At 62.9% G+C, this 25224-nt stretch carries 21 protein-coding genes; 17 read left to right on the forward strand and 4 right to left on the reverse strand.

The window, feature by feature from the left end; translation table 11 throughout:
- Positions 1-23 precede the first annotated feature (23 nt).
- The 4 genes from CAF90_RS16860 to CAF90_RS16875 are packed head-to-tail and all read right to left on the reverse strand — an operon-like array spanning position 24 to position 5950.
- On the reverse strand, positions 24-1091 hold the full coding sequence (locus CAF90_RS16860; protein WP_085607646.1) for a lipocalin-like domain-containing protein: 1068 nt from the start codon (positions 1089-1091) through the stop codon (positions 24-26).
- Positions 1081-3552 carry an FtsX-like permease family protein gene (locus CAF90_RS16865; protein ID WP_085607648.1) on the reverse strand — a complete coding sequence of 824 codons (2472 nt, stop codon included), beginning with the start codon at positions 3550-3552 and terminating at the stop codon, positions 1081-1083. The genes CAF90_RS16860 and CAF90_RS16865 overlap by 11 nt, the downstream gene beginning before the upstream one ends.
- A complete protein-coding gene (locus CAF90_RS16870; protein WP_007956196.1) occupies positions 3549-4202 on the reverse strand; it encodes an ABC transporter ATP-binding protein in 654 nt (217 codons plus the stop codon). Before CAF90_RS16870 ends, CAF90_RS16865 begins: the two co-directional genes overlap by 4 nt.
- 50 nt (positions 4203-4252) lie before the next feature.
- Entirely contained in the window at positions 4253-5950 is a 1698-nt protein-coding gene (locus CAF90_RS16875) for a sulfatase-like hydrolase/transferase (RefSeq protein WP_085607650.1), read from the reverse strand.
- A gap of 391 nt (positions 5951-6341) precedes the next feature.
- On the opposite strand from CAF90_RS16875, the gene CAF90_RS16880 reads away from it, so the two are divergent.
- From CAF90_RS16880 to CAF90_RS16960, 17 genes are all read left to right on the forward strand, one after another.
- The gene (locus tag CAF90_RS16880) at positions 6342-7694 is read left to right on the forward strand and encodes a UDP-glucose/GDP-mannose dehydrogenase family protein (protein WP_085607653.1); all 1353 of its coding nucleotides are present in this window, start codon (positions 6342-6344) and stop codon (positions 7692-7694) included.
- A complete protein-coding gene (locus CAF90_RS16885; RefSeq protein WP_085607654.1) occupies positions 7691-8728 on the forward strand; it encodes an NAD-dependent epimerase in 1038 nt (345 codons plus the stop codon). The genes CAF90_RS16880 and CAF90_RS16885 overlap by 4 nt, the downstream gene beginning before the upstream one ends.
- An 18-nt stretch (positions 8729-8746) precedes the next feature.
- A complete protein-coding gene (locus CAF90_RS16890) occupies positions 8747-9493 on the forward strand; it encodes a sugar transferase (protein WP_039767766.1) in 747 nt (248 codons plus the stop codon).
- The gene (locus CAF90_RS16895) at positions 9493-10140 is read left to right on the forward strand and encodes a CpsD/CapB family tyrosine-protein kinase (protein ID WP_085607656.1); all 648 of its coding nucleotides are present in this window, start codon (positions 9493-9495) and stop codon (positions 10138-10140) included. The genes CAF90_RS16890 and CAF90_RS16895 overlap by 1 nt, the downstream gene beginning before the upstream one ends.
- Positions 10141-10161: 21 nt before the next feature.
- On the forward strand, positions 10162-11187 hold the full coding sequence (locus tag CAF90_RS16900; protein WP_085607658.1) for a polysaccharide biosynthesis/export family protein: 1026 nt from the start codon (positions 10162-10164) through the stop codon (positions 11185-11187).
- Between the two features lie 16 nt (positions 11188-11203).
- The gene (locus CAF90_RS16905; protein WP_085607660.1) at positions 11204-12796 is read left to right on the forward strand and encodes a Wzz/FepE/Etk N-terminal domain-containing protein; all 1593 of its coding nucleotides are present in this window, start codon (positions 11204-11206) and stop codon (positions 12794-12796) included.
- Positions 12781-13884 carry a glycosyltransferase family 4 protein gene (locus CAF90_RS16910; RefSeq protein ID WP_371915865.1) on the forward strand — a complete coding sequence of 368 codons (1104 nt, stop codon included), beginning with the start codon at positions 12781-12783 and terminating at the stop codon, positions 13882-13884. Before CAF90_RS16905 ends, CAF90_RS16910 begins: the two co-directional genes overlap by 16 nt.
- A complete protein-coding gene (locus CAF90_RS16915; protein WP_085607664.1) occupies positions 13881-15251 on the forward strand; it encodes an O-antigen ligase in 1371 nt (456 codons plus the stop codon). Before CAF90_RS16910 ends, CAF90_RS16915 begins: the two co-directional genes overlap by 4 nt.
- Complete coding sequence (locus tag CAF90_RS16920) at positions 15248-16216, forward strand: glycosyltransferase (RefSeq protein ID WP_085607666.1); 969 nt, start codon at positions 15248-15250, stop codon at positions 16214-16216. The genes CAF90_RS16915 and CAF90_RS16920 overlap by 4 nt, the downstream gene beginning before the upstream one ends.
- The gene (locus CAF90_RS16925) at positions 16209-17345 is read left to right on the forward strand and encodes a glycosyltransferase (protein WP_085607668.1); all 1137 of its coding nucleotides are present in this window, start codon (positions 16209-16211) and stop codon (positions 17343-17345) included. Before CAF90_RS16920 ends, CAF90_RS16925 begins: the two co-directional genes overlap by 8 nt.
- A 13-nt stretch (positions 17346-17358) precedes the next feature.
- On the forward strand, positions 17359-18360 hold the full coding sequence (locus tag CAF90_RS16930; protein ID WP_085607670.1) for a polysaccharide deacetylase family protein: 1002 nt from the start codon (positions 17359-17361) through the stop codon (positions 18358-18360).
- The gene (locus tag CAF90_RS16935; RefSeq protein WP_085607672.1) at positions 18357-19676 is read left to right on the forward strand and encodes a lipopolysaccharide biosynthesis protein; all 1320 of its coding nucleotides are present in this window, start codon (positions 18357-18359) and stop codon (positions 19674-19676) included. Before CAF90_RS16930 ends, CAF90_RS16935 begins: the two co-directional genes overlap by 4 nt.
- A complete protein-coding gene (locus CAF90_RS16940) occupies positions 19673-21592 on the forward strand; it encodes a hypothetical protein (RefSeq protein WP_085607674.1) in 1920 nt (639 codons plus the stop codon). The genes CAF90_RS16935 and CAF90_RS16940 overlap by 4 nt, the downstream gene beginning before the upstream one ends.
- Positions 21593-21660: 68 nt before the next feature.
- A complete protein-coding gene (locus tag CAF90_RS16945; protein ID WP_085607676.1) occupies positions 21661-22350 on the forward strand; it encodes a GNAT family N-acetyltransferase in 690 nt (229 codons plus the stop codon).
- Between the two features lie 4 nt (positions 22351-22354).
- A complete protein-coding gene (locus CAF90_RS16950) occupies positions 22355-23542 on the forward strand; it encodes a GNAT family N-acetyltransferase (RefSeq protein ID WP_085607678.1) in 1188 nt (395 codons plus the stop codon).
- Positions 23514-24302, forward strand: a complete 789-nt coding sequence (locus CAF90_RS16955) for a ChbG/HpnK family deacetylase (RefSeq protein WP_085607952.1) — start codon at positions 23514-23516, stop codon at positions 24300-24302. The genes CAF90_RS16950 and CAF90_RS16955 overlap by 29 nt, the downstream gene beginning before the upstream one ends.
- A gap of 117 nt (positions 24303-24419) precedes the next feature.
- Positions 24420-25112, forward strand: a complete 693-nt coding sequence (locus tag CAF90_RS16960) for an N-acetyltransferase (RefSeq protein WP_085607954.1) — start codon at positions 24420-24422, stop codon at positions 25110-25112.
- Positions 25113-25224 lie beyond the last annotated feature (112 nt).

Genomic DNA, 25224 nt, shown 5'->3' on the forward strand with positions numbered 1-25224 from the left:
CCTTCGCGGCACGGCGCGCGGAATCAATACCCGGTCATCTCCAGATAACCCTGCCCGCTCCGATTGCCGCTCAGGCGCACCGGCCCTTCCCAATAGGGGATGCGCAGGTTCATCCAGGCGTCGGGGTTGATTGCATTGAGGGTGATCTGCAGGTTTTTTTCCGGAATGTCGATCGACCAGCGCACCGGCATCGAACGTCCGGCCACCTTCGCAGTGTCCTGCGAGGTCAGCTTGATCTGCTCGGCGTGCAGGGTTTCGGTCTGGCCATCGGCAGCAATCCACGTGCCGGTGAGATACGGCGCCCCTTCCTTCTGGCGCATGCGGTAGAGCATGACGTGTTCGCCGCTGTCCAGATGCAAGGAGAACCAGTCCCAGCCCGTCTGATTGGCGGTCAGAGGTTGACTGCTCCATTCGCGGTCGAGCCATGCCGGGCCGTTGACGGTGTAGGTCTGGCCATCGATCTGCAGGGTGCCGCTGGCCTGGAAAAACGGTTGGCTGTAGTAATACGACGCCTGGCCCTGTTCGGATTTCTGGCTGAAACCCTTGTCGCCTTGCAACACCAGCGGGCGGCTGGAGGTCAGGCGCAGTTGATAGCTGAAGTTCTTGTCCCGGGCGCTGAGTTGCAGGTCGGCCAGCGGATCGCTCGCCTGACTGACGAAACGCCAGTCATCGATCCACGCCTCGAACGGCGCTGCATGCACGCCGGCCTGCCCGACGCCGCCACGAGCGTAACGCTCGGCGGCGTGGTGGACGCTGGCCGAAGTCACCGCCGCATGCCCGAGCCAGATCGTCTGGTTTGCCCAGCCCGGCTGCTGCGGTGAGGCGTTCAGAGCGCTGCGAAACAACGTCCACTGCACGCCGAAATCGTTACCCTGCGCATCCTTGAGATTGGCCGTCACGTACCACCATTCAATGCGAAAACCGTCATGGGCGCCGTGATCCGCCGGAAAGCTGAATACCCGTCCCGGCACCACCGGCGTGAAGGCCTGTGCCTGAGCGCCCATCCCGGCGAAACCCTTCTGCTCCGGTGCGGGGTTGTCGCAACCACTCAACAACAACGCCAGAAACACCAGCGCAAACCTAGTCCTCATGGGCAAACGTCCTCAGCAGGTCCGCCGGTTGCGTGCGGTACAGCGAATACAGCGGCCACGCCGAGGCCAGCAACGTCGCCAGCAGCGCCAGCCCCATCAGTTGCAGCAACTGCAATGGAAACACCCGCAGCGGCAGACGCCAGCCAAAGGCCTGAACGTTAATAACCGCGTCCAGGCACCACGCCAGGCCGATGCCCAACGGCAAGGCCAGCACCAGCGTCAGCAGCGCCAACAGCCACGTTTGCCCGAGATTGAGCAACATCAACTGCCGTCGCGTCACGCCCAGGGCCCACAACGGTGCGAGCTGGCCGAGACGGCTCTGGCTCTGGGTCAGCAGGCTGATGAACAGCGCCACGCCGGCGACGGCAAGCGTCAGGCTATTCAGCGCGGCGGTCGCGGCGAAGGTGCGTTCGAAGACTTGCACCGACCAACCCTTGAGCCGCGCCTGATCGACGATCCGGCTGTCATCGAGTTGGAAACGTGCCTGCAAGGCCGTGAGCAACGCCGGGATGTTCGGGGGGTCGATGCGCAGGTTGAAGCGGTTCGGCGTCAGCTGCGGCCAGCCGCGCAACAGGTGATTGCTGTTGACCAGCACATGACCCTTGGGATTGCCGTAATCGGCGTAGATCCCGACGATGCGCGGCGACCACGACCCGCCCGGCGTGGGAATCGTCAGGTGATCGCCCGGCGTCACTTTCAAGCGCCGCGCCAGTTGTTCGCTGAGCATCACCGCATCGTCCTTGGCCAGCGCCGCCCACGGGTCGTCTCCTCGAGATTCGAGCAACGGCCAGTGCTGGCGATAGTGCGGATGATCGATGATCCCGAACACGTCCGCCGGCCAGCCTTGCAGCGTCACCGAAACCTGCCAGTTGGGCATGATCGCGGTGACGCTCGGTTGCTGTTTGAGCCACGTGTACAGCTCTCGCGCCTGCGCCGGGTTGCTCGGGTTCAGATAAAGCTCGGCTGTGAGCCGTTGTTCGAGCCAGTCGTTGAAGGTCTGGCGAAAACCGGCGGTCATGCTGCCGGCGCCGATGTTCGCCGCCATCGCCAGCAGCAGCGCCATCAAGGCCAGGCTCAGCGCCGGCAATTGCTGGCGGCAATCGGCGAGAAACCATTGCCCGAGCACCGAGCGGCTGCGCCCGAGCAAACCGTTGAGCAGCGCGCTGAGCAACACCGGCAACGCCAGTGCGGCGCCGAGCAACAGCCCCGCCATCAACACAAAACCGCTGGCCAGGCTGTTGCCCCACACCAGCGCGGCCAAGGCAATCACTGCACATACGCCGGCCACCCAACCCTGACGCCGCAACCAGCGCGCATGTTGCTGATGCCAGGCCTGCGGATCCGCCACCGCCAGCAATGGCAGTCGCGCTGCACGCAGCAAACTGTTGGCCCCGGCCAGCAACGCGCCGAGCAGGCTCAAGCCGATACCGCTGAACCACCACCAAGGACTCAGGCGCAACTGCCCCGCCACTTCCGCGCCGTACAGACCGCGCAGGCTGGCCGCGACGTCCGGCAACAGCACGCTCGCCAGCCAGTAACCGCTGACCACGCCGAACAATCCGCCGATCAACGCCAACGCGCCAAGCTCAACGATCAGGCAAGCGATCAGCATCCGCGCGCTGACCCCGCAGGCCCTCAAGGTGCGCAGCAATCCCCGGCGTTGCTCCAGCGCGAGACCGATAGCCGCGTGAACAATGAACAAGCCGACGATGAACGAGAGAAACCCGAGCGCATCAAGGTTGAGGTGGAAGCTTTCCGTCAGTCGCGCAAGGTTGTTTTCTTCGCCACTGCTTTTGAGCTGTAACTGGCCTTTGAACGCGGCCGGCACCTCGGCGTGAAAATCCTTCGGCAACAGCAGACGTGACAGTTGATCGGGCTGTTCGAGCACGCGCTGAGCGACGCCAATGTCCACTAGCAGCACGCCGGGTGCCATGTCGGTTTGCGCGCGCAGCGGCGGCAGCGTCTGAGCGGTTTCGGTGGCCGGGGTCGCGCCCTCGGCGAGGTTCAGCGCCCGCAAGGTTTCGGGAGAAATCCAGGTGCTGCCCGGCGGACTGAAGAACTCGACGATGCGCTCGATCGGCATCGCCTGCCCGGCCACCGCGCTGTCGCCGGGTAACGACACCGGCTCGATGCCCATCAATTGCAGACGCTGGTTTTCGTGGCCTTTAAGAATCAGGCGCCCTTGCAGCACCGGCGACACCGGCCAGCCCAGGCGCCGCAGATCAACGAACCATTGTTGCGGGAACGTCGCGCCGTTTGGCGTGCTGAGGCTGGCCTGGGGTTCGCCGCCAACCAACTGGCTGGCCCGGGCGTAACTGTCCCGCGCCTGACTGTTGAGCGCTTCGACTCCGGTCAACAGACTGGTGGCCAACCACAACCCGGTCAGCACGCTGAAAAACTGCACCGGATGGCGCCGCCAGTGACTGAGCAGCGCCATCAACGCGTGGCGGAAAACCTTCACGTCAAGCGACCGCTGGACAGCACCACGCGCTCCGCCAGCCGCGCCGCCACGCGTTGACTGTGGGTGACCATCAGCAAGGTGGTCGGAGTGTCATCGAGCAATTCCAGCAACAGCCGCAACACTTCGTCGCTGGTGGCTTCGTCGAGGCTGCCCGTGGGCTCGTCGGCCAGCAACAGTTTCGGTTGCGCCGCCAGCGCCCGGCCGAGCGCAACCCGCTGTTGCTGGCCGCCGGAGAGTTGTTCGGGATAGCGCTTGAGTAATTCGCCCAGCCCCAGACGCTGCACCAGATGATGCTGCCAGCGCGGGTCATGCCGCCCGGCCAGCCGCGCCTGAAACGCCAGGTTGTCTTCGATGCGCAGGCTGCCGATCAGGTTGTACTGCTGGAACACCAGACCGATTTCGGTGCGCCGCCAGTTGGCCAGTTGCGCCTCGTTCATCCGGTCCAGCCGATGTTCGCCGCTGCTGATGCTGCCGCTGTCGACTTTGTCGAGCCCGGCGATCAGGTGCAGCAGCGTGCTCTTGCCGCTGCCCGACTCGCCCATCAGCGCCAGACTGCTGCCGGGCTTGAGCGTCAGGTCGATGCCTTGCAGCACCGGCAACGGGCCTTGCGGGGTGAGGTAGCTTTTGAAGACGTTTTGAACCTGGAGCATGCCGCCATCCGATCGATCCGTGTCGGCCAAGGATAGCGGATACCGACGCGTTACTGACCTACCGCCACACTCGTCGGCGCCTCACCCGGCGTGACGATGCTGTTCAGGTCGATGTGTTTCCACTCGGGTTTGGCCCCCAGCCGTGCGTTGAAGCGGTAGTTGAAGGTGAATTCATCTGCCGTCGCCACGCTCAGCGGTTTGCCGTACACCGACTCGATTCCCGGCAGGTCGTAGCCCATCAACTGCAACAGGGTCGGGAAGATGTTGTAGTGACTGGAGCGATCCTTGTTGGCCGCCAGTTGCGCCGACCAGTCGAGCGTCTGCAACTGATCGCCCTGAATCACCACCAGTGGCACCAGCCCCTCTTCCTCCACCGGGTCGCCGCCGCAGTGGGTGTTGAGTCCCGGATTACCGCGCTCGTGCAAATCCTGGCCGTGATCCGAGGTGTAGATCAGCAGCGCGTTGTTCAGATTGGCCTGGGCAAACACCCGCGAGAAGAACTCGCCGACGTTCCACAGCACGGTGTTCTTGTAGGCATTGCGATACAGCACCCAGTCATCCGGCTGGCCGTTGAAACCGGTGCGTTCACCGGTGTCGGCGACTTCCGTGAACTGTCCGCGGGGCAAGGTCGGGCGGTAGGCTATGAAGGCGTCCGGGTATTTGTCGTGCACCGGAAAATGCGCGCCGACCTTGTTGATCAGCACCAGCTCCGGTTTGTCGTCGTTGAGCAGTTCGATCAGCTTGGCGGCGGCGGCCATGTCGCGGTCGCGCACGCTGGTCTGGTCGAATTGCACGAATTCGTCGATGTCCTTTTTCTCGGCATCGTTCATCAGGTTCTGCAGGTTGCCGCCGGTGCGCTGAGCGTCGATGTAGACCGTGCGCATGCCGGCCTTCTTGGCGTACTGCCAGATCGACGGCAGCGTGCTGTTGATCCGCATGTAGTCGGCGCGGGTGCCGCCGTAGCGCAGGGTGATGTTGGTGTCGGCGCTGCAATTGGCGATGGACGCCGCGTAGCCGTAATTGAAGATTTCGACGCCCGGACGGGCCTGCTTGAGGTTGCTGTGCACGCCGAACGGCGCGTTGATGTCCAGGTAATTGCCGGAAATGCTTTCGTCGATGATCAGCACAATGTCGTGGCCGACCGCCGGACCATTGCGCGCCAGGGTCACCGGCTCACGCGGGCCGACGGTGTTGTGCAGTGCTTCGTAACCGAACAGGTTCAGATAGGCCAGCGGCGTGTACATGATCGGCAACCCGCGTGCGCCCTCGCCGGCGCGCACGAACAACACGGCGCTGAGCAGCAACACACCGCACAACGGCGCGGCGATCCGCAAGGCATTCGGTATCGGGATCGCGTGTCGTGGCTTGAGACCGATCCCGAACAGCAGCAACAACCCGTTGAGCAGCCCGTGGATGATCGCCCCCCGGTACTGATACGCCGCCTCCTGGATGAAGCCGCCGGAGTACACCAGCGAGACGAAACTGCTGTAGGTCAGGTAATCGGCGGTCACCCTCGTATAAACATCGAAGAACACTGCCGAAACAAACAGGGTTAATGCGAACAAATGCCGAATGAAAGTCTGACGTATATAGGCTGTTAGTAATAATGCGAAAGTCAGCGTCAAAAACATCGCGCCAAAAAGAAGTACTGCCAACCCCATACCCATCGCATTTAAGCGGTCAAGGTAATATTCGAAATAAAGCAGCAGATAAATAATTAAAAGCAGTTCTTTCAGGTATCGAAACATGGCAATTCCGGGGCGCGTCCGACGAGACATGGTCAATCATTTGTCGGTCAAAATCTGACACTAGCACCGGGCCATCAAAGCGCAAGAAATGTCGGACATAATGCAAAAGCGTCAAAAAACTGTTGACTCAAATCTGACACACCCAAGTCGTTAAAACCCTTGAATTTCGCGGCCTACGACCGTTTATCGTTTTCTTCGGAATGTGAAAAACCCGTCAAGAACGGGACAAATCCATCTACAGCAAGCACTTGATGGCCTTTCGCCCCCAAAAATGGGGGTGTTATACCCTTGCAACATGTCATTTTGCTGACACGCTTTCCCCACGCTGCGCTATACCCCTTTTGACAGTTCCATTTCGATCTTCCATCACCGTCTTACGAGGCACGCCAATATGGACGTGAGCGTATTTGGTACGGGCTATGTTGGCCTGATACAAGCAGCCGCACTTGCCGATGTCGGACATCGCGTATTGTGCGTCGATATTGACCCGAACAAGATTAAACAACTGCAACAGGCAGTACCGCCTATTAGCGAACCGGGTCTTTCTGCAACTTTGGAAGAAAACATCAAGGCCGGGCGTTTGTTGTTCAGCACCCAGGCCAGCGATGCGGTGGAACATGCCGCACTGATCTTCATCGCCGTGGGCACGCCGGCCGACGAAGACGGCTCCGCCGACCTCAGCCATGTACTCAACGTGGCGCGGCAGATCGCCAGCTTCATGGAGGACGATCGCACGCTGATCATCAAATCCACGGTGCCGGTCGGCACGGCGGATCAGGTGCTGCACACCGCTGAAGAAGAACTGCAGCGGCGCGGCAAAAGCGCCCTGGCGGTGCGGGTGGTGTCCAACCCCGAGTTTCTCAAGGAGGGCAGCGCCCTCGCCGACTGCATGCGGCCGGACCGGATCATCGTCGGCACTCAGGACGATGAGGCACGGGCGCAGATGAGCGAGCTGTACGCGCCGTTCTGCCGCAACCACGAAAAACTGATGTTCATGGACAACCGCAGCGCCGAGCTGACCAAGTACGCGGCCAACGCGATGCTCGCCACCCGCATCAGTTTCATGAACGAGCTGGCCAACCTCACCGAACTGCTCGGCGCCGACATCGAAGCGGTGCGCAAGGGTATCGGTTCCGACCCGCGCATCGGCTATCACTTCATCTACCCGGGCTGCGGCTTCGGTGGCTCGTGCTTTCCCAAGGACCTGCGCGCCCTGCTGCACACCGCCGAACACAACGGCATGCCGCTGAAACTGCTGCGCAGCGTCACCGACGTCAACGACGCGCAGCGGCACATCCTGTTCAGCAAACTCAGGGCGCAATTCCCCCAAGGCCTGGCCGGCAAGTCGATCGCGATCTGGGGCCTGGCGTTCAAGCCGAACACCGATGACATGCGCGAAGCCCCCAGCCGCTATCTGATGGATGCGCTGTGGGCCGAAGGCGCCAGCGTGCAGGCCTACGATCCGGAAGCCATGTCCGAGTGCCGGCGCATTTACGGTTACCGCAATGACCTGCACCTGTGCGCCACCCGCGACGACACCCTGGAAGACGCCGACGCCCTGGTGATCTGCACCGAGTGGAAGAATTTCCGCGTGGTGGATTTCGAGCTGCTGGCCAGCAAGCTGCGCTCGAAAGTCATCATCGACGGACGCAACCTCTACAACCCGGAACAAGTGGCGGCCGCCGGCCTGCACTACAGCGGCATCGGTCTGCGCCACATCGCGCCTGACGGGTTGCGGCCATGAAAATCCTCGTCACCGGTGCGGCCGGCTTCATTGGTGCTCATGGCGTGCTGCGGCTGGTGCGCGACGGGCATCAGGTGATCGGCCTGGACAACTTCAACGGCTACTACGACCCGCAGCTCAAGCACGATCGGGTGGACTGGGTGCGCGAGCAGGTCGGGGATTTCCAGCTCGCCACGATTGATCTGGCAGACGCCTCGGCGCTGGAAGCGTTGTTCGTTCGCGAACGGCCGCAAGTCGTGGTGCACCTCGCGGCGCAAGCCGGGGTGCGCTACTCGCTGGAAAATCCACGGGCCTATCTGCACAGCAACCTCGATGGTTTCCTCAACATTCTGGAGTGCTGCCGCCAGTACCCGGTCGCGCACCTTATCTACGCCTCGTCCAGTTCGGTGTACGGCGCCAACCAGCGCACACCGTATTCGGTGCAGGACGGCGTCAATCACCCGCTGTCGCTGTACGCCGCGACCAAGAAAGCCAATGAATTGATGGCCCACAGCTACAGCCACCTGTTCGGCATCCCTTGCACCGGGCTGCGGTTTTTCACGGTCTACGGGCCGTGGGGCCGGCCGGACATGTCGCCGATCCAGTTCGCCAAGGCGATCAGCGAAGGCTCGCCACTGAAGCTGTTCAACTACGGCGAGCATCAGCGCGATTTCACCTACATCGACGACATCATCGAAAGCATCGCACGCCTGATCGAGCGGGCGCCCCGGGCCAGTCCCGAGTGGAACCGCGAACAACCCGACCCGGCCAGCAGCATGGCGCCGTGGCGCTTGTTCAACATCGGCGGCCAGCACCCGGTGGCGCTGAAAACCTATCTCGCCCTGCTGGAAAAACACCTCGGCCAGAAAGCCGTGGTCGAGCTGCTGCCGCTGCAGCCGGGCGACGTACTCAATACCTGCGCCGAGGCCAGCGACCTGGCCCAGGCCACCGGGTTTCAGCCCCGGATAGAGCTGGATGAGGGACTGGGGCGGTTCATCGCCTGGTTCCGCGATTACTACCCCACTGCCTATCGCCCACGCGCCGTTCGCGGCTGAACATCAGCGGAGGACTCCATGACTGGACTTGAGAAAGGTATACCGATCCAACAACTGGTGCGTGACAAACGCATGGATCCGGAACAGCGAATGCGCCTGGACGCGGCAATCCACCGCCAGGGCCAGGGCTGGATGACCGGTCGAGAAGGTGGCCGGCCGTGGCAACTGTCGCGCACCAATCGGGTGGTGGCCTGTCTCGGCGCCCTGATGATTCTGCTGATGATTTCGCCGCTGCTGATCGGTCTGGCGCTGGCCATCAAGTTCACCAGCAAAGGCCCGGTGATGTTCGTGCAGAAACGCACCGGCTATCGCGGCCGCAAGTTCGGCATGTACAAGTTCCGGACCATGGTCGCCAACGCCGAAGAGCTCAAGGAGTCGCTGCGCCACCTGAACAAGCACGGTGCCGACGCCATCGACTTCAAGATCGACCAGGACCCGCGCATCACCGGGATCGGCGGCTTCCTGCGGCGCACCAGCCTCGACGAGTTGCCCAACCTGATCAACGTAGTGACCGGCGACATGCGCCTGGTCGGCCCTCGTCCGACCTCGTTCAACACCTACCGCTACAAGGACAGTCACCTCGCGCGTCTGGCGATCTACCCCGGCATGACCGGCCTGTGGCAGATCTCCGGACGCAGCAATATCGACTTCGACCAGCGCGTTGAGTTGGACCTCAGCTACATCGCCGAGCAGAGCCTTCTGCTTGATCTGAAGATTCTGTTGAAAACCCCCTTCAAAGTATTCAGCGGCCACGGAGCAAGCTAATGGACGGTTCAACCAACAAAAGCCTGAGCATTGCCAGCCCCAGCGAGTCGAACCTGACCTCGACCGTGCTGGACCTGGATCTGCGGATCCTGTTTCTGACCGCCGCCAACCCCGGCGCCGGCACCACCACCAGCGCCCTGGCCATGGCCAGCCAACTGGCACAGATGAGCAGCGGCCAGGTGCTGTATGTCGACGCCAGCCAGTCGGCGAGCAACCTCACCCAGCAACTGAACCTGAGCAAGGAGCGCGGCCTGCGCGACCTGTTGTTCAACCAGGAAACCCCGCCGCTGTTGCAGGACTGCGTGGTGCAGGTGTCGAGCCTGCCGTTTCATGTGCTGCCCAACGGCCGGCCGATCCGCACTACTGAACACCTGACTGCCGAGCGTCTGAGCCCACTGCTGGATCAACTGGGCGCTCAGTACCGCTTTGTGGTGATCGATGGCGACGCGGTGTATTCGGCCGCCGACACGTTGGTCATCAGCACCCAGGTCGACGGTGTGGTGTTCGTGGTACGTGCCGAAGACACCCGCTGGGAAGTCGCGCAGGCAGCCGTGCAGCGGTTGACCCAGGCCGGGGCCAAAGTGGTCGGCAGCGTGTTCAACCGACGCAAGTACTACATGCCTAAATGGCTCTACAAAAACCTGTAAGCAACCGCAAAGGATGACGCCATGAACGCCAGGATTCTTGTGCTGCTGATGCTGCCGCTTGCAGGCTGCTCGAGCACCTCCGAAACCCAGAACATGCCGGTGAACATTCTCACCGCCACCCCGGCCAACGCCCAGGCCACCGACATGCCGAAGGTCGAGCAGACCCTGCGCCCGCAGGATGTGCTGGACGTGATCTTCCACATCAGCACCAGCGGCTCGGACGCTTACCGCGTGCAGTCGGGTGACCAGATCGGCCTGAACTTCACCGCCGCCAGCCAGCTAAACGGCAATCAGTTGGTGCTGCCGGACGGCACCATCGAACTGCCGGGTGCCAATACCTCGGTGAAAATCGCCGGGCTGACCAGCGAAGAAGCGCGCCAGGAAATCCAGCGCGCCTACCAGCGCAAACAACTGTTCCAGCCCAACCGCAATCAGTTGACGGTGCAAATCATCAGCCCGCTGACCAACGAGCAGAACCTGAAAAGCGCCCTCAACCACCCGGCCACCGGCATGAGCCGCGAGATCACCGTCGGTACCGACGGCTACGCGAGCTTCCCGGAAATCGGCGCGGTGCCGCTGCAAGGCATGACCATCAACCAGCTCGAAACCTTCCTCAACAAGAAGTACGCGCAACTGCCGGGCCGGATGACCGTGGACGTGCTGCTCAAGTCCACCGCCGGCAACGAGATCTACGTGCTGGGCGAAGTCGGTCAGCCGGGTTCCTACCCGATCCGCCGGCCGGTGTCGGTGCTTGAGGCGCTGACCCTGGCGCGCGGCACCAACGTCAAGGCGCGGCTCGATTCGGTGGTGATCATGCGGCGCAACGGCAATCAGGTGCAGGCCGTGCGTTATGACGTCGAGAAAGCGTTGTCGGGCGAGGCGCCGCAAATCGCCTACCTGCAACCGGACGACATGCTGTACGTGCCGAAAACCAAACTGGCCAGCGCCGGCGAACTCGCCCGGCAACTGGCCGACGTGGTGCTGTTCCAGGGCGTGGGCTTCAGCTTCGGCTACCGCGTCGACAACAAAGACAGTGACAGCAACTGACTCTCAGGTGACCGACATGAATCCAAAGGAAAACTACCTGCATGAGTTCTTCAGGATCTTCTTCGCCAACAAGCAACTGGTGAAACGGGTCTTCCTGATCTTTGCAGTGATCGCGCTGGTGCTGCCGCTGTTGCTCAAACAGAGCTTCGATATCACCGCTCAGGTGATCGTGCAGTCGAAAAAACTTTCACAGGGCGACGCCACCACGTCGCTCACCGTGGACAACGCCACCTTCATCCCGCCGTCGCTGGCGGACATGGAAACCGAGAGCAACATCCTGCGCTCGCCGGCGCTGATCCGTCAGACCATCAGCGAGCTGCGCGACAAGGGCGAATACACCCCGTCACCCGGGATGTTCAGCAAACTGGTGAGCGAGCCGTTCAAACGCTACATCAGCTCGCCGCTGCGCCAGTATGTGATCAACCCCGTGCGCAACGCTCTGGGGCTTGAGACCGATCCGGTGCGCGACACCGCGCTCGATGCACTGACCCAGCAAGCCATCGACAGCCTGAAAATCGAGACCCTGCCCGGCTCCAACGTGATCTCGATCGTCTACAGCTTCCCCGATCCGCATCAAGGCACGACCTTCGTCGCCGCCCTGTTGCAGAACTATCTGGTGAGCCGTCAGGCGCTGCAATCGATCGACCTGCCGCAATCGTTCTACGAGTCCAAGAAACAGCTTTATCAAGTGCGCCTCGATGGCCTGGAAGGCAACCGTCAGGCACTGCTGGAAAGTGTCGGCTCGTCGGATCCGAAGGAGGAAATCACCTTCCGCCTGAACGCGATCAACACCGAAGAACAGGCACTGAACCTGTACCAGGATCGCCTGCTGCAAAGCCAACGCTGGCTGGAGTACCTGAAAACCAGCCTGGCCGCCGCCAGCAACAACAAGCTCAATGACTACACCTTCCCCTACACCTTCACCACCACCGTCGACAACGTGGCGTTCGAGGACCGGGAAATCAAACAGCTCGGCGAGCAACTGACCACTCAGGTCAGCCGCTACATGAACGATCTGGCGGTGTTCCAGCCCGGCAGCGAGCCGATGCTGCTGACCCGCGAGCAGATCGCCCGCACCCGCCAGCAGTTCCTCAAAGTGGTCAGCAACCGCATCCAGGAACGCACCAACGACCTGGCCGTGGTGAAACAGGTGATCGATCAGAAAACCGCGCGCATCGCCGAGTTCAAGAACCGCATCCACGAGCTGCAGCAAACCCAGAGCAAGCTGCGGCAGATGGACACCGAGATCGACGCCATGCACGCCGCGTTCTCGACCTACGCCCAGCGTTTTGCCGAAAGCAGCACCACCCGCTCGCTGAACGACGACTTGTCCAACGCCCGGGTCTTGAGCCCGCCGTTCGAACCGACCGAAGCGGCGTTCCCCAAACCGATGCTGATCATTCCGTTCGGGCTGTTCACCGGTCTGTTGCTGGCGATTGCACTGGTCTATGTGCGTGAGTTCTTCGATCACCGCTTCAAACACCCGGCGCAAATCAGCCACGAGCTGGGCCTGCCGGTGCTGCTGGTGATCAACGACCAGAACGCGCTGCCGAGCAACCCGCACAAGAACTGGACCGTACCGAGCTTCCTGCACTGGGTGCGCAATTGAACACGCCCTCCACCCAGAACGCCGCGCTGCCGATCATGCATTTGCTCAGCAGTGGCGGGTTCTACGGGGCCGAGCGGATGTTGCTCGATCATTGCCTGGCGACGCCGGGGCAGCACCAGGTGCTGTTCCTCGATGCGCCGCCGGAACTGATCGCGCGCTTTCGCGAGGCCGGCGTCGATGCACAAGGCTGCGCAGGGCTTGCTGCCCTGCTGCGGCACTTGGGTCATCGGCGCGGTGAACGGCCATTGATCAACACCCACAATTTCAAAGGCCTGTTGTTCGGCTGGGTCGGCGCCACGCTGTTGCGCCTGCCGCTGGTGATCACTCAACACGGTTTCACCCCGCGCAGCCGCAAGCAGAAGTTCTACACCTGGCTGAGCCTGCAACTGTGCCGCACGGCGTCGGTGGATCGAGTGGTGTGCGTCGCCGAGAGCATCGCGGTGTTGCACCGTCAGGCCAGCGTACGTGCGGAAAAATTGCAGGTGATCCCCAACGGATTGCCGGCCGCCGCCGCGCTGCTTTCCGATGCGCCAAGACAACGCTGGCTCGCCGGCTACGTCGGGCGCTTGAGCAGTGAGAAAGGCCCGGATCTGTTTCTCGACGCGCTGATCCCGCTGTGTCACCAGCACCCGCAACTCGACGCGGTAATGCTCGGCGACGGCCCGGAACGCGAAGACTTGCAGGCACGGATCGACGCCGCCGGTTTGCAGCAGCGCATCCGCTTGCCGGGTTATCAGACCGACATGCGTCACTGGTGGCAGCAACTTGATGCGCTGGTGATCAGCTCGCGCACCGAAGGCACGCCAATGATCCTGCTGGAAGCGATGCAGGCCGGGGTGCCGGTGGTGGCATTCGGTGTCGGCGGCATTCCCGATGTGCTGGAGAACCGTCACAACGGCTTGCTCGCCGCCCCGACCGACAGCGCCGCCCTCGCCCATCAGCTCGACACGTTGCTGTCAGAGCCGGGACTGGCGCGGCAACTGCGCGACAACGCAAAACGCACGCAACAGGACCGCTACGACCTCAAGGCCCTGGCCGAACGCTGGTCGCAGCTGTACATCCGCACGGCACGGGAGGCACGCGCATGATTTTCCCGCTCTCGATCGTCAGTCTGCTGGGCCTGGCCTGCATCGCTCTGCTGGCCAGTCCCTGGCCCTACCTCGCGCCGGGTGCAGTGCTCGGTCTGGTGGGGTTCGCGGTGCTGTACCGCAAACCGACCTGGGGCCTGCTCGGCATTGCCGCGCTGGTGCCGTTCGAGGGCTTCTTCAAGGACAGTTCGCTGTCAGGCAGCAAACTGATCGGCGCTTCGCTGGCGGTAATCCTGATGCTGCAACTGGCGATGCACCAGATTCCCTCGGATCGCCTGCGCAGCAATATCTGGCGCTTTCTGATCGCCTTCATGACCCTGTACTTTCTGAGCCTGCTGAACACCGATGACATGGGCATGTCGCTCGGTCACCTGCGGGAAATCAGCGTCGGCCTGATCCTGTTTGTCATCACCCTGCTGATCGGCCGCGAACTGAACCTCGACCTGTTCGCCCGGCTGGTGACCCTTGCCGTCAGCACGACCTGCGCCATGGCCATGTTCTCCACCAAATTCCAGGATCAGGGCCGCGCCGCCGGCCTGCTCGAAGACCCCAACGCCTTCGCCCTGCTGATCGCGTTCGCCATTCCGCTGGGCCTGCTGCTGGTGATCCGCAGCCCGAACCTGTTGCATCGGCTGTTCTGGGGCGGTTGCTGCCTGCTGTTGCTCGGCGGCATGACCAAGACCGAATCACGCTCCGGGCTGGTGGTGCTGGCCTTGAGTCTGGTGATCGGTTGCTGGCACTACCGCGCGCAACTGGCGCGGATTCGTCCGCGTCACCTCGGCTTTGCCATGCTCGGCGCGGCGATCGTGATTCCGCTGGCGATCTACGCGATGCCTGCCGGTTACATCGCCCGTATCCAGTCGCTCAGCGTATTGAGCGCCGGCGCCAAGGGGCACAACGACGAATCCCTCGGCCGCCGCGCTTCGTACATCGTGGTCGGCAGCCAGATGATCCGCGAGAACCCGCTGCTCGGCTCCGGCCCCGGCACCTTCCCGCTGCACTACGCCACCACCGGCTACGCCAAGGCGTTTTCCGCCAACCGCAAGATCGGCGACCTGTACCGTCGGGCGCACAACACCTACCTGGAAATCTTCAGCGAACTGGGGGTTCCCGCCGGTTTGATGTTCGTCGGCATGCTTGGGTTGGGCCTGTACAACCTGGCGCGCGCGCGCAAGGAATGGATGCTGCGCCGCAACTGGCAGCAGGCGGATCTGATGACCCACCTTGGGGTGAGTTTTCTGTCGCTGACATTGTTCCTGATGTTCCTCAGCGCGCCGAACCAGAAATACCTGTGGATCATGCTCGCGCTGACCAGCGTTCTGCGCCTGAAAGCCGAGCAGGCGCCGATGACGGAGGCCAAAGCATGAGCCGGATCAGTATCGTCATCCCGATGTACAACGAGGCCCGGCACATTGGCCGCACCCTGCTGGCCGCGCAAAAAGCGGCGCATGCGGCGGATGTCGAATGTGAGCTGATCGTGGTCGACAACGGCTCGAGTGACGAAGGTCCGCAGATCGCCCGGCAGTTCGGCGCCCAGGTGCTGGTGATGCCCGGCCTGCTGATCGGCGCCCTGCGCAACCGCGGCACGGCGATCGCCACCGGGGAATGGCTGGCATTCATCGACGCCGACATCGAAATGCCCGAAGACTGGCTCACCCAACTGTTCACTCTGGAAGCCGAAGGCCAGGCCGATGTCTTCGGGCTCGACCTGCACACCCCCGCCGCCGCGCCGTGGTACGCCACCGCCTGGCAGCGCCGCACCTTGCGGCCGACCACCCATACCAGCCATGTCGTCGACTGGCTGCCCAGTGCCAACCTGTTGATGCGCAAGCGCTGGTTCGACAAGGTCGGCGGTTTCAACGAAACCCTGCGCACCGGCGAGGACAAGGAGTTCACCTTGCGCCTGAGAGAACACGGCGCGCGGCTGCTCTCGATCAATGAAAGCGTGGCCCTGCACTGGGGCTACGAAATGAACTGGCGCGAGTGGATGGGCAAGGAACTGTGGCGCCAGGGCAGTCATCTGCAATTGCTGCGCAGCCACGGTTTCAGCCTGCGGCTGCTGCGATTTCCAATGTTGTCGATCTTCGTCTGGATTCTCGATTTCCTGGCGATTTCCGCCCTGCTCGACGGTTTTCCCCATCACGCCGCGATCATGGTGATGTTGACGCTGGTGCCGGGGCTGGTGCTCAGCGTGCGTCAGAGCGCCAAGCACCACAACGTCTGCCTGACCCTGCAACTGTGGGGCCTGCACTGGGTGCGCCTGCACCTGGCGGGGGCCGCGTTCATTCTCAGTCTGTGTCATTGGAACGCCAGGAGGCCTGCCCGTGGCTGAATTCATTTTCTGGATGTGCCTGCTGCTGCCGGCGTACGCCTATGTCGGCTACCCGCTGCTACTGACGCTGCTGGCGCCGCTGTTCCCGGCGTGGCGCCACAGCCCGGCACCGCCGCTGAACATCAGCATCGTCATCGCCGCTCACAACGAAGCGCGGCACATCGAGCACAAGCTGCGCTCGCTGCTGTCCCAGGATTATCAGCCGGCGACCCTGCAAATCATCCTGGCCAGCGACGGTTCCACCGACGACACCGTGGCCTGTGCGCACAAGGTCGACGACCCGCGCATCACCGTGCTCGACCTGCCCCGCCAGGGCAAGGCCGCCACGCTGAACGCAGGTACGGCGCTGGCCACGGGCGACATTCTGGTGTTTACCGACGCCGACAACCAATGGTCGCGGGAAACCCTCGGCTACCTGCTGGCGCCGCTGAGCGATCCGCAGGTCGGCGCCTGCGCCGGGCACATGGTGATCCCGGTCACCGGCGGCGGTTTGAGCATCGGCGACAGCCTTTATCGACACTACGAAGGCTGGCTGCGCCGGGTCGAAAATCGCACCGGTTGCATGGTCTCCGCCGACGGCGCCCTGCTTGCCCTGCGCCGGGAACTGTTCGAGAACGTGCCGGCCGAGGTCAACGACGATTTCTTCATCAGCACCTGCGCGCCAGTGAAATTCAAACGCATCGTCTACGTGCCCGAAGCGCAAGTGATCGACCACGGCGTGGACGAAGCGGACAAGCAATTCCGCCGTCGCCAGCGGGTCACCGTCGGCGGCCTGCAAAGCCTGGCGCAACGTAGCGAACTGCTCAATCCGTTCAAGCATGGCCTGTATTCGATAGCGTTGATCAGCCACAAGCTGATCCGCCGCCTGGCGCCGATCCTGTTGCTGCCGCTGCTGCTGAGCAATTTCTGGCTGTGGGAAGAACACGGTTTCTATCGCCTCTGCCTGATCGCGCAACTGATCGGCTACGCCATCGCGATTGCCGGCCTGCTGGATTCGCAACACCGCTTACCCAAACCGTTCCGCCTTGCGGCATTCCTGCTGGTGACACTGGCGGGCATGAGCATCGGCCTGTGGCAGTTCCTGCGCGGCCAGCGTTACGCCCAGTGGAACCCTGACCAAAACCGTTGAGAGGGACAGAGCCATGGCGATCAAACAACTGATTAAACGCACCAGCGGCTGGCTCTATCTCAACTCGTCCGTGGGACGAAACCAGTTACACGGCGCCGGCGTGATCCTGATGTTGCACCGGGTGCTGGCCAACGACCGCGCCGCCGACCTGCCGCACCGCAACGAACTGTGCGTCGGGCCCAAGGCCTTCGAGCATCTGCTGGTGTGGCTGCGCAAGCATTTCGATTGCGTGCCGCTGATGGAAATCCTCCAGCCCAACGCCTTGCGCACCGAGCGCCCGCGAGTGGCACTGACCTTCGACGACGGCTGGCGCGACAACGCCGCCAACGCCTTCCCGTTGCTGCAGAAGCATCAGGTGCCGGCGAGCATTTTTCTCTCCACCGATTTCATCGGCAGCCGTCAGCGCTTCTGGTGGGAAAGCATCGGCGAAACCCTGTGGGGCAGCCATGGCGAAAAACCGCGCATGCACCTGATCGAATATTTGCAATCGATCCATCATCCCGTGCCGGTGCTGCTGGATGACATCGACGTGGACCGGCGCAGTCTGACCCTGTTGCATTACCTGCAAGGGCTCAAAGCGCTTGACCCGATGATGCTCGAACGCCTGACCGACGAGTGCCCGCAAGAGTCGCAGCCTCAGGCACTGGACTGGCATCAGGTGCGGGCAATGGAGTCTTCCGGCCTGGTGCGGTTCGGCCCCCACGGCGCCAGTCACGCCATCCTCACCGGCCTTGACGATGTGCGCCTGGGCGAAGAAATCAGCCGCAGTCGCGATGCCATGCTCAACGGCTGCAACCGGCCGCTGCCGGTGTATTGCTACCCCAACGGCGACAACGACGAGCGGGTGCGCGAACAGATCGCCCATCACGATTACCCCTTCGCGCTCGGCACTGGCAGCGGCATCTATCGCTGCACCGGTGATCCGCTGAACCTGCCACGCTTCGGCGTCAGCCAGCGCACCGCGCGCAATCCGCAACTGCTGTCGTGGCGGATCTATCGCGGGGCGCGACCATGAGTCGAGGCAGTTACCTCAAGCATCTGGCGCTGAGCATGGGCACCAAACTGGCGATGATCGCCCTGCGCCTGCTGAGGAATGTGCTGCTGGCGCGAATTCTCGGGCCCAGTGAGCGCGGGCTGTTCGCCCTGCTCAGCACCCTGCCCGATCTGATCAGCGCGGCCACCAGCGGCGGCTTGAATTCTGCTGTTGGTTATCAAGCGGCCAAGCAACGGCCGATGGGTTTGTTACTCGCGCAGGTGCTGGTGTTCGGTTGTCTGCTGGCGGGTCTGCTGACCTTGTTGGTTGTGGCGCTGGTGCGCGAGTTCGGCAGTGAACTGGACGTGACGATGCAACTCGGGCTGCTGGCGTGGCTGTTGCTGCTGGCGGTGCCGTTGACTGTGCTCAAAAGCGGTCTGCTGACCTTGCACAATGCGTCCGGCGGCGTGGTCGCGTTCAATGCCTTGCGGCTGGTGGAATCCCTGGCGCCGCTGTTGCTGTTTCTCGCGTTGTTCTGGATGTGGAAAGAAGCGGCCCTCGAAGCCGCGCTGATCAGTTGGCTAGCCGGCATCAGTCTGGTGGTGCTGGTCGGCTGGTTGTGGCTCAAACGCGCGCAGCCGTTGCAGCTGCAATGGGATCGCGCCAGCCAGAACGAACTGCTGCGCTTCAGTGCGCGCAGCCATCCGGATCTGCTGTTCCAGCAAGTGATCCTGCGTTCCGATTACCTGTTCATTGGCGCCCTGCTCGGCAGCACCGCCCTCGGGCATTACGCGATGGCCAGCGCCGCCGCCGAGTTGCTGCTGATCGTTCCGGAAGCGGTGACCACGCCGCTGATGAAACGCCTGCTGCAACAGGACGAAGGCATGGACAAGGTCACGCCGCTGGCCCTGCGCCTGACCGCCACGGTGATGCTCGGCGCCTGCCTGACCATGGCCGTGATCGGCGAATGGCTGATCGTCACCCTGTTCGGCGTCGCCTACCAACCGGCGTATCCGGCGCTGCTCGCATTGCTGCCGGGGCTGCTGGGCCTGTGCTACGCGAGCATCCTGCGCCTGGACCTGATCGGCAAGAATCGTCCCGGCACGGTGTCGCTGCTGATGGGGATCGGCGCCCTGCTCAATCTTGCGCTGAACCTGCTGCTGATTCCGGCCTACGGCATCGTCGGCGCGGCGGCTGTTTCGTCGATTGCCTATCTGGCGGTGACCGTGGCGATGCTGGTGCTGTACTGCCGGTTGAGCGGCGTGGCGTTCTGGCAAACCCTGATCATTCTGCCCAGCGACCTCACGCCGATGTGGCTAATGTTGCAGCGTCGCTTTTTACAACGGAAGTCCGCATGAAAGGCCTGGCCCTGCTGTTCGGTCTCGGCCTGTCGCTGGACGCCTTCGCGGCGTCGATGCGCTGGGGCGACATTCGCGACGGCAGCCTGTACCTGCAAGCGGATCGCCCCGACACGGTGACCGTGCGCTGGGCGCCGGCGTGGCAGGCGGAGGCCAACGAAGAGCACATCTTCCTGCTCGACGGCCGGGGTAAATTGCAGGGCGAGCGCTTCATCAAGGCCAGTGAAACCCGTGGCAGTCAGAGCTGGCCATTGGCGCCGGGGGCCGCGAGTTATCAGCTGGAAATCCCCGGCTACAGCTTCCGCAGTTATCGGATCGAGCACGACGAAAACACCGTGGCCCTGTTCGCCCCGGCCAAGGTGCATTTCAGTGCAGAAACCCGTAACGGCGATGAGCTGTATTTCAAGGTCGCCGCCGGTGAGCACGCGATATTGGCGGGCAAGTTCCACGGCGGGGTCAGCGCCCTGCAAGCGCAACGGGTTGGTGACGGGCAGCCCCTGACATTGGCGCTGAAACCCTATCGCGCCTATTGGCAGTTCGATCAGGTGGCGTTGCCGGTCAGCGAACGCGAACAGGTCTGGTGCCTGCGTCTGCAAGGCAGCGGCAAAGCGGCGTTCTGGCTCGACGGCACGGCCAATCTGTTCGCACAGACCCCGCAACAGCTCAAACCGCTGCGCGAAGACGACGGCCAGACGCGCCTGACCCTGCACGACAAAGTCCTCGGCCGCACCCCGGATCTGGGCATCGCCCTGCCCTACGTGATGCCGCCGCCCGCCAGCCATCCGGTGCTCGACGCGCTGAAACCGACGGCTGCCAGTTACTACAGTTTCGTCGACGTGACGGCGAAGAAGCCGCACTTCGAAGATGCGTTTCGCCAGGTCTATCAGGATCGCTTCGGCATTCGTCAGGACATCACCTTGCTCGCCGGCAGCCAGCGTCAGGCCGATCTGCGCGCCGACGTGCAAAGCAACAGCGGCCTCGACGCCTGGCTCGCCGGCACCCGTGCACTCGGCGGCAAAGGCACGCACTACATCGGGTTCGCCGACGAGCCCAACCTGAATTATTCGAGTTACGAGCAATACCGTTCGATCTTCACCAGCATGGCCCGGCAAGTGCGCAGCGATCCGGCCAATGCCAAGGCCGGCGTGCGCATCGCAATGCCGGCCAGTTCGCGATTGGTCAACGGGCCGTTCGCCGACAACGCGGCGAACAAGCGTGGCATCGACTGGGCCCGGCGCCTGCTCAGCGAATCCGCCGATCAGGTCGATGCGCTGGCCTGGCACGAGTGGATGATTCGCGACCTGCTCGCCACTCGCGTGTACCGCGACAGCGTGCGCCGCGCTGCCGATCTGGTCGGCCTCGATGCCAAGGGTCAGCCGCGCAAGGCGTTGCTGCTGGACCAGACCAACCTGTCCAGCGGTTCGAGCCTGAGCCCCTACGATCAGGAAACCCATTTCACCTCGCTGTGGTGGGCCTCGGTGGTGATCAACGCCTCCCAGGACGGTTTGTTGACCATGCTCAACTGGTTCCAGGCCGCCGATGAGCCGCAATACCCCAAAGGCATGTTGCGGGTGCTGGGCGATGACCGCTTCGAATTGAAACCGGTGGGCCTGGCCCAGCAGTTCATCCAGCAGCACTGGCTGCAAAAGGTGCTGTGGCTGGAGAACGATGCGTTCGAAGTCGATGTGCTGGCAATGGCCGGCGACGATCAGCGTAGCCTGCTCGGCGTGAACAAGGGCACGCGCTTGCAGCGTGTCGATCTGGCGGGCGCCAAATGCCCATTGAACAACGGCGCGCTGCGCTACTTCGGCGCCGACAACCGCAGCCGCGACGCGCCTTTTCGCTGTCAGGACGGTCGCGTGCGCTTCGAGCTGCCGGGACAGACCCTGTTTGCCCTGAGCTGGAGTGCCTCATGACCGCCCTGTTGATGTCCGGCCGCGCTGGCCTTTGGCTGCGCGATGACTCGTCATCAGGAGCAACGACCATGAACATGCTGCGCAAACTGACTGAAAACCTACGGCAGAAAGGACTCACTGCCACCGTGAAAAAGATCTGGAAGCACTGCATTTTTTCTCACCAGGAACTGCTGTGGATGGAGCGCGATCTGGTCAGTCCGGTGCCACCTCACAGCCTCAAACCCTACCCGCCGCTGCGGGTGGTGAAGATCACCCCGGACAAAGTCAGCGCCTTCGCCCGCCACTTCGGTGACCGCGTCGGCACCATGGCGGAACTGGCTCGGGAAAATCACACCGGGCACATGCACCTGGACGACCAGGGTCATGCGGTGGCCTTCATCTGGGGCAGCGCCCGGGACTACTTCGACCGCCACTATTACGGCTGCATGTTCCCGGTGAAACCCGGCGAGTTCTTCGAGTTCGGCGGCGAGTTGACCCGCTCGTACTGGGGCACCGAACTGTCGGTGGATCTGCAACTGGAACTGTGGAAAGCCATGGCCGCCCAGGGCTGCGACAAGGTCGTGGACGTCTGCGAGTTCCACAACATCCCGGCGCTCAAGCTGCACTTGCGCATGGGCTATACCGAACAGGGCCGGATCATGAACATCTACAAACTGTTCGGTCGCTGGCGCTTCTACCGCGAAACCCGCTACAGCGGATCGCGCCTGGAGGCGCTGCGCAAACCTTCCCGTCCACCTGTCACAGCAACGGCGACCTGAGCCTATGGCGCGATTCGAATGGCGCACCTCGTTGTGCGCACCTGACTTCCCGGCGGCGGCCTATGAAGCGCTGCGCCTGCGGGTGACGGATCACACGCCGTTCAACAGCCTCGACTGGCTGTGTGCGGCAGAGCAGGCGCTCGACGCGCACGAGCGGCTGCATGTATTGCTGGGTTGGGAAGCAGACGAATTGCGCCTGTGCCTGCCACTGGTGGCGAGCCGTGAACGGTTTTTCGGTTTGCCGTTCCGGGTGGTGCATCACCTGGGTTATCCGCTGGCCGATCGCCTGGCGTTGTTATCACAGCTTGACGCCGAAGACATGCGCCAGGCCCTGCGGCTGATTCGCCAGCGAGTGCCCCACGCCCTGCTGCAACTCAACGAAATCGCCGAGCCGGTCGGCGACGAAAGCGTGCTCACCGAATGGATGGCCCACAGTTCCACCGGCGAACGTCGCTTGAGCTGTCGGGTGCCGGTGCACCTGATCAGCGACGCCGACCGCCAGGAAGTCTCGGGCGATCCCCGCTACAAACTGCGCCGAGCCCGCAAGCGGATTGCCGCGTGCGGTGCCGAAGTCCGGCGGATCATTCCCGACGCAGCCACCATGGGCCCGTTGCTGCAGGCCATCAGCGAAGTCGAAGCAGTCAGCTGGAAAGGCGACGAAGGCGTCGGGATCTTTGCCAGTGAAGGCAGCCGCCGCTGCATGGAAAACGCCTTCACCGCCCTCGCCGCTTCGGATCGGGTGCGCGTGGTGATGCTGGAACTGGACGGGCGTTGCATCAGCTATCGGCTCGGCCTGTTCGAACAGGGCCGGCTCTACGATTACAACCTCGCTTTCCTGCCGCAATACGCCGATCTGGGCAGCGGCCGGGTGTTGCTGGAGGAATGGATTCGCTGGGGGCTGGATGACAACTGGCGCTGGATCGATGCCTCCCGGGTCAGCCTGGAAAACTCCAGCCATCAACTGCACGAACGCATGACCGGGCAACTGGAACACTGGCGCTGGAGTTTCTACTCGTGGCGCCCCAGCGGTCTGTTGCTGGGGCTGGGATTGCGCGTCTGGCACCGGCTCAAGCCTGGGTTGCAACAATGGCGGGCGAAGCGTGCGGCGGCCAAAGCGGCAGTCATTGCGACACCTGTGATCAACCCCACCAAGGAGGGCGAACATGCCTCGCCAAGTCATAGTCAACGCTGACGATTTCGGCCTGAGCCCGAACGAAAACGCGGTGATCCTCGGTGCGTTCCAGGCCGGGGTCATCAGTTCCGCCACCGCCATGGCCAACATGCCGGCGTTCGAAGCGGCCTGCGCCATGGCCCGGCTGCCGCTGCTGGAAGGCCGGATCGGCCTGCACTTCAACCTGACCTACGGCCGGCCGTTGAGCCGGGCCATTCTCGAACGTCGCACCTTCTGCGACAGCCACGGCGTGTTCGACCTCAGCCTGCCTCGCCACAGCCTGTGGCTGGGCCGCGAAGATCGCGAGGCGGTACAGGAAGAATTGCAGGCGCAGTGGCAGCGCTGCGTCGATCACGGCGTGCGTCCCAGCCACCTCGATTCGCATCAGCACGTGCACAACATCTGGCCGATCGGCGAGATCGTCGCGCGCTTCGCTGCCCATCAAGGTGTGCCGGTGCGGCTGGCGCGCAATCTGGGGCAAAACCTCAGCCTGCCCAAACGCGTGTTCAAGGGTTTGCTCAACCGTCGGTTGCAAGGTCTGGCCGGGGCCACGGCGGATTACGTCTGCACGCCGGTGGACCTGCGCAACGCTGCTGCGCCGACCGACGGCGTGCTGGAAATCGTCGCCCATCCGAACCAGCTCGGTGCGGATTTCGGCGACGCGTATCTGCAACCGGGAGAGTCCCTGAGCCGCGTGCTAGAGCAGCGGCTGGCGGGCGTCCCACGGGTTTCCTATGCCGATCTGAACAAGGATTTTCTACGCGGTGCTGAGGCACTCTGAACCGTTACACAACTTGCAATACATTCAAAGCTGGCGCTTTGACATGGACTTGCAGGGGTGATCTATACCCACAAAAGCGTCATCCACAACACCCGGGCTTCGGCCACGGAGGGCATCATGAGCGTCATTGAAAAGCTGCGCGAACGTATCAAGCAAAAAGGCCTGGGCCGCACCCTCGGCACGTTGTGGAAACGCTACGTGTTCTTCCATTGGGAACTGTTGTGGATGGAGCGCGACCTGGTCAGCCCGATACCGCCGCACAAGCTGCGCCCCTACGACGGCCTGCGCAAAGTCGACATCACCGCCGAGAATGCCGGCGCGTTCGCCAAGCACTTCGGGGATCGCGTTGAGACCATGGCCGAACTGGCCAACGAGGGCCACACCGGGCACATGTACCTGGACGCCGACGGCCATGCGGTCGGGTTTATCTGGGGCAGCATTCGCGACTACCACGACCGCCACTATTACGGCTGCACCTTCCCGGTCAAACCCGGCGAGTTCTTCGAATTCGGCGGCGAAATGATTCGCGCCTACTTCGGCAGCAGCCTGTCGGTGGACGTCCAGGTCGCCCTCTGGGAAGCCATGGCCGCCCAGGGTTGCAACAAAGTGGTGGACGTCTGCGAGACCCACAACATCCCGGCGCTGAAACTGCACATCCGCATGGGCTACCACGAACAGGGCCGCGTCATGCACGTCTATTGCCTGTTCGGCAAATGGCGCTTCTTCCGCGAAACCCGCTACGAAGGCTCACGCCTGGACCCACTGCGCAAACCGGGACGGCCGGTGGTGACGGCGGCTGCGCAGGCTTGAGGGGTTTAACCTGCGGCGGCCGGGACGGCGCCGCAGAATCTTCCTACGCTCGTACAGGAACCAGCGACATTCAGTTTCGGCTCCATCTGGCTGCTCGCAATCATGTGAATGA

The organism is Pseudomonas sp. B37(2017) (assembly GCF_002112885.1).
Lineage (GTDB): Bacteria > Pseudomonadota > Gammaproteobacteria > Pseudomonadales > Pseudomonadaceae > Aquipseudomonas > Aquipseudomonas paraglycinae.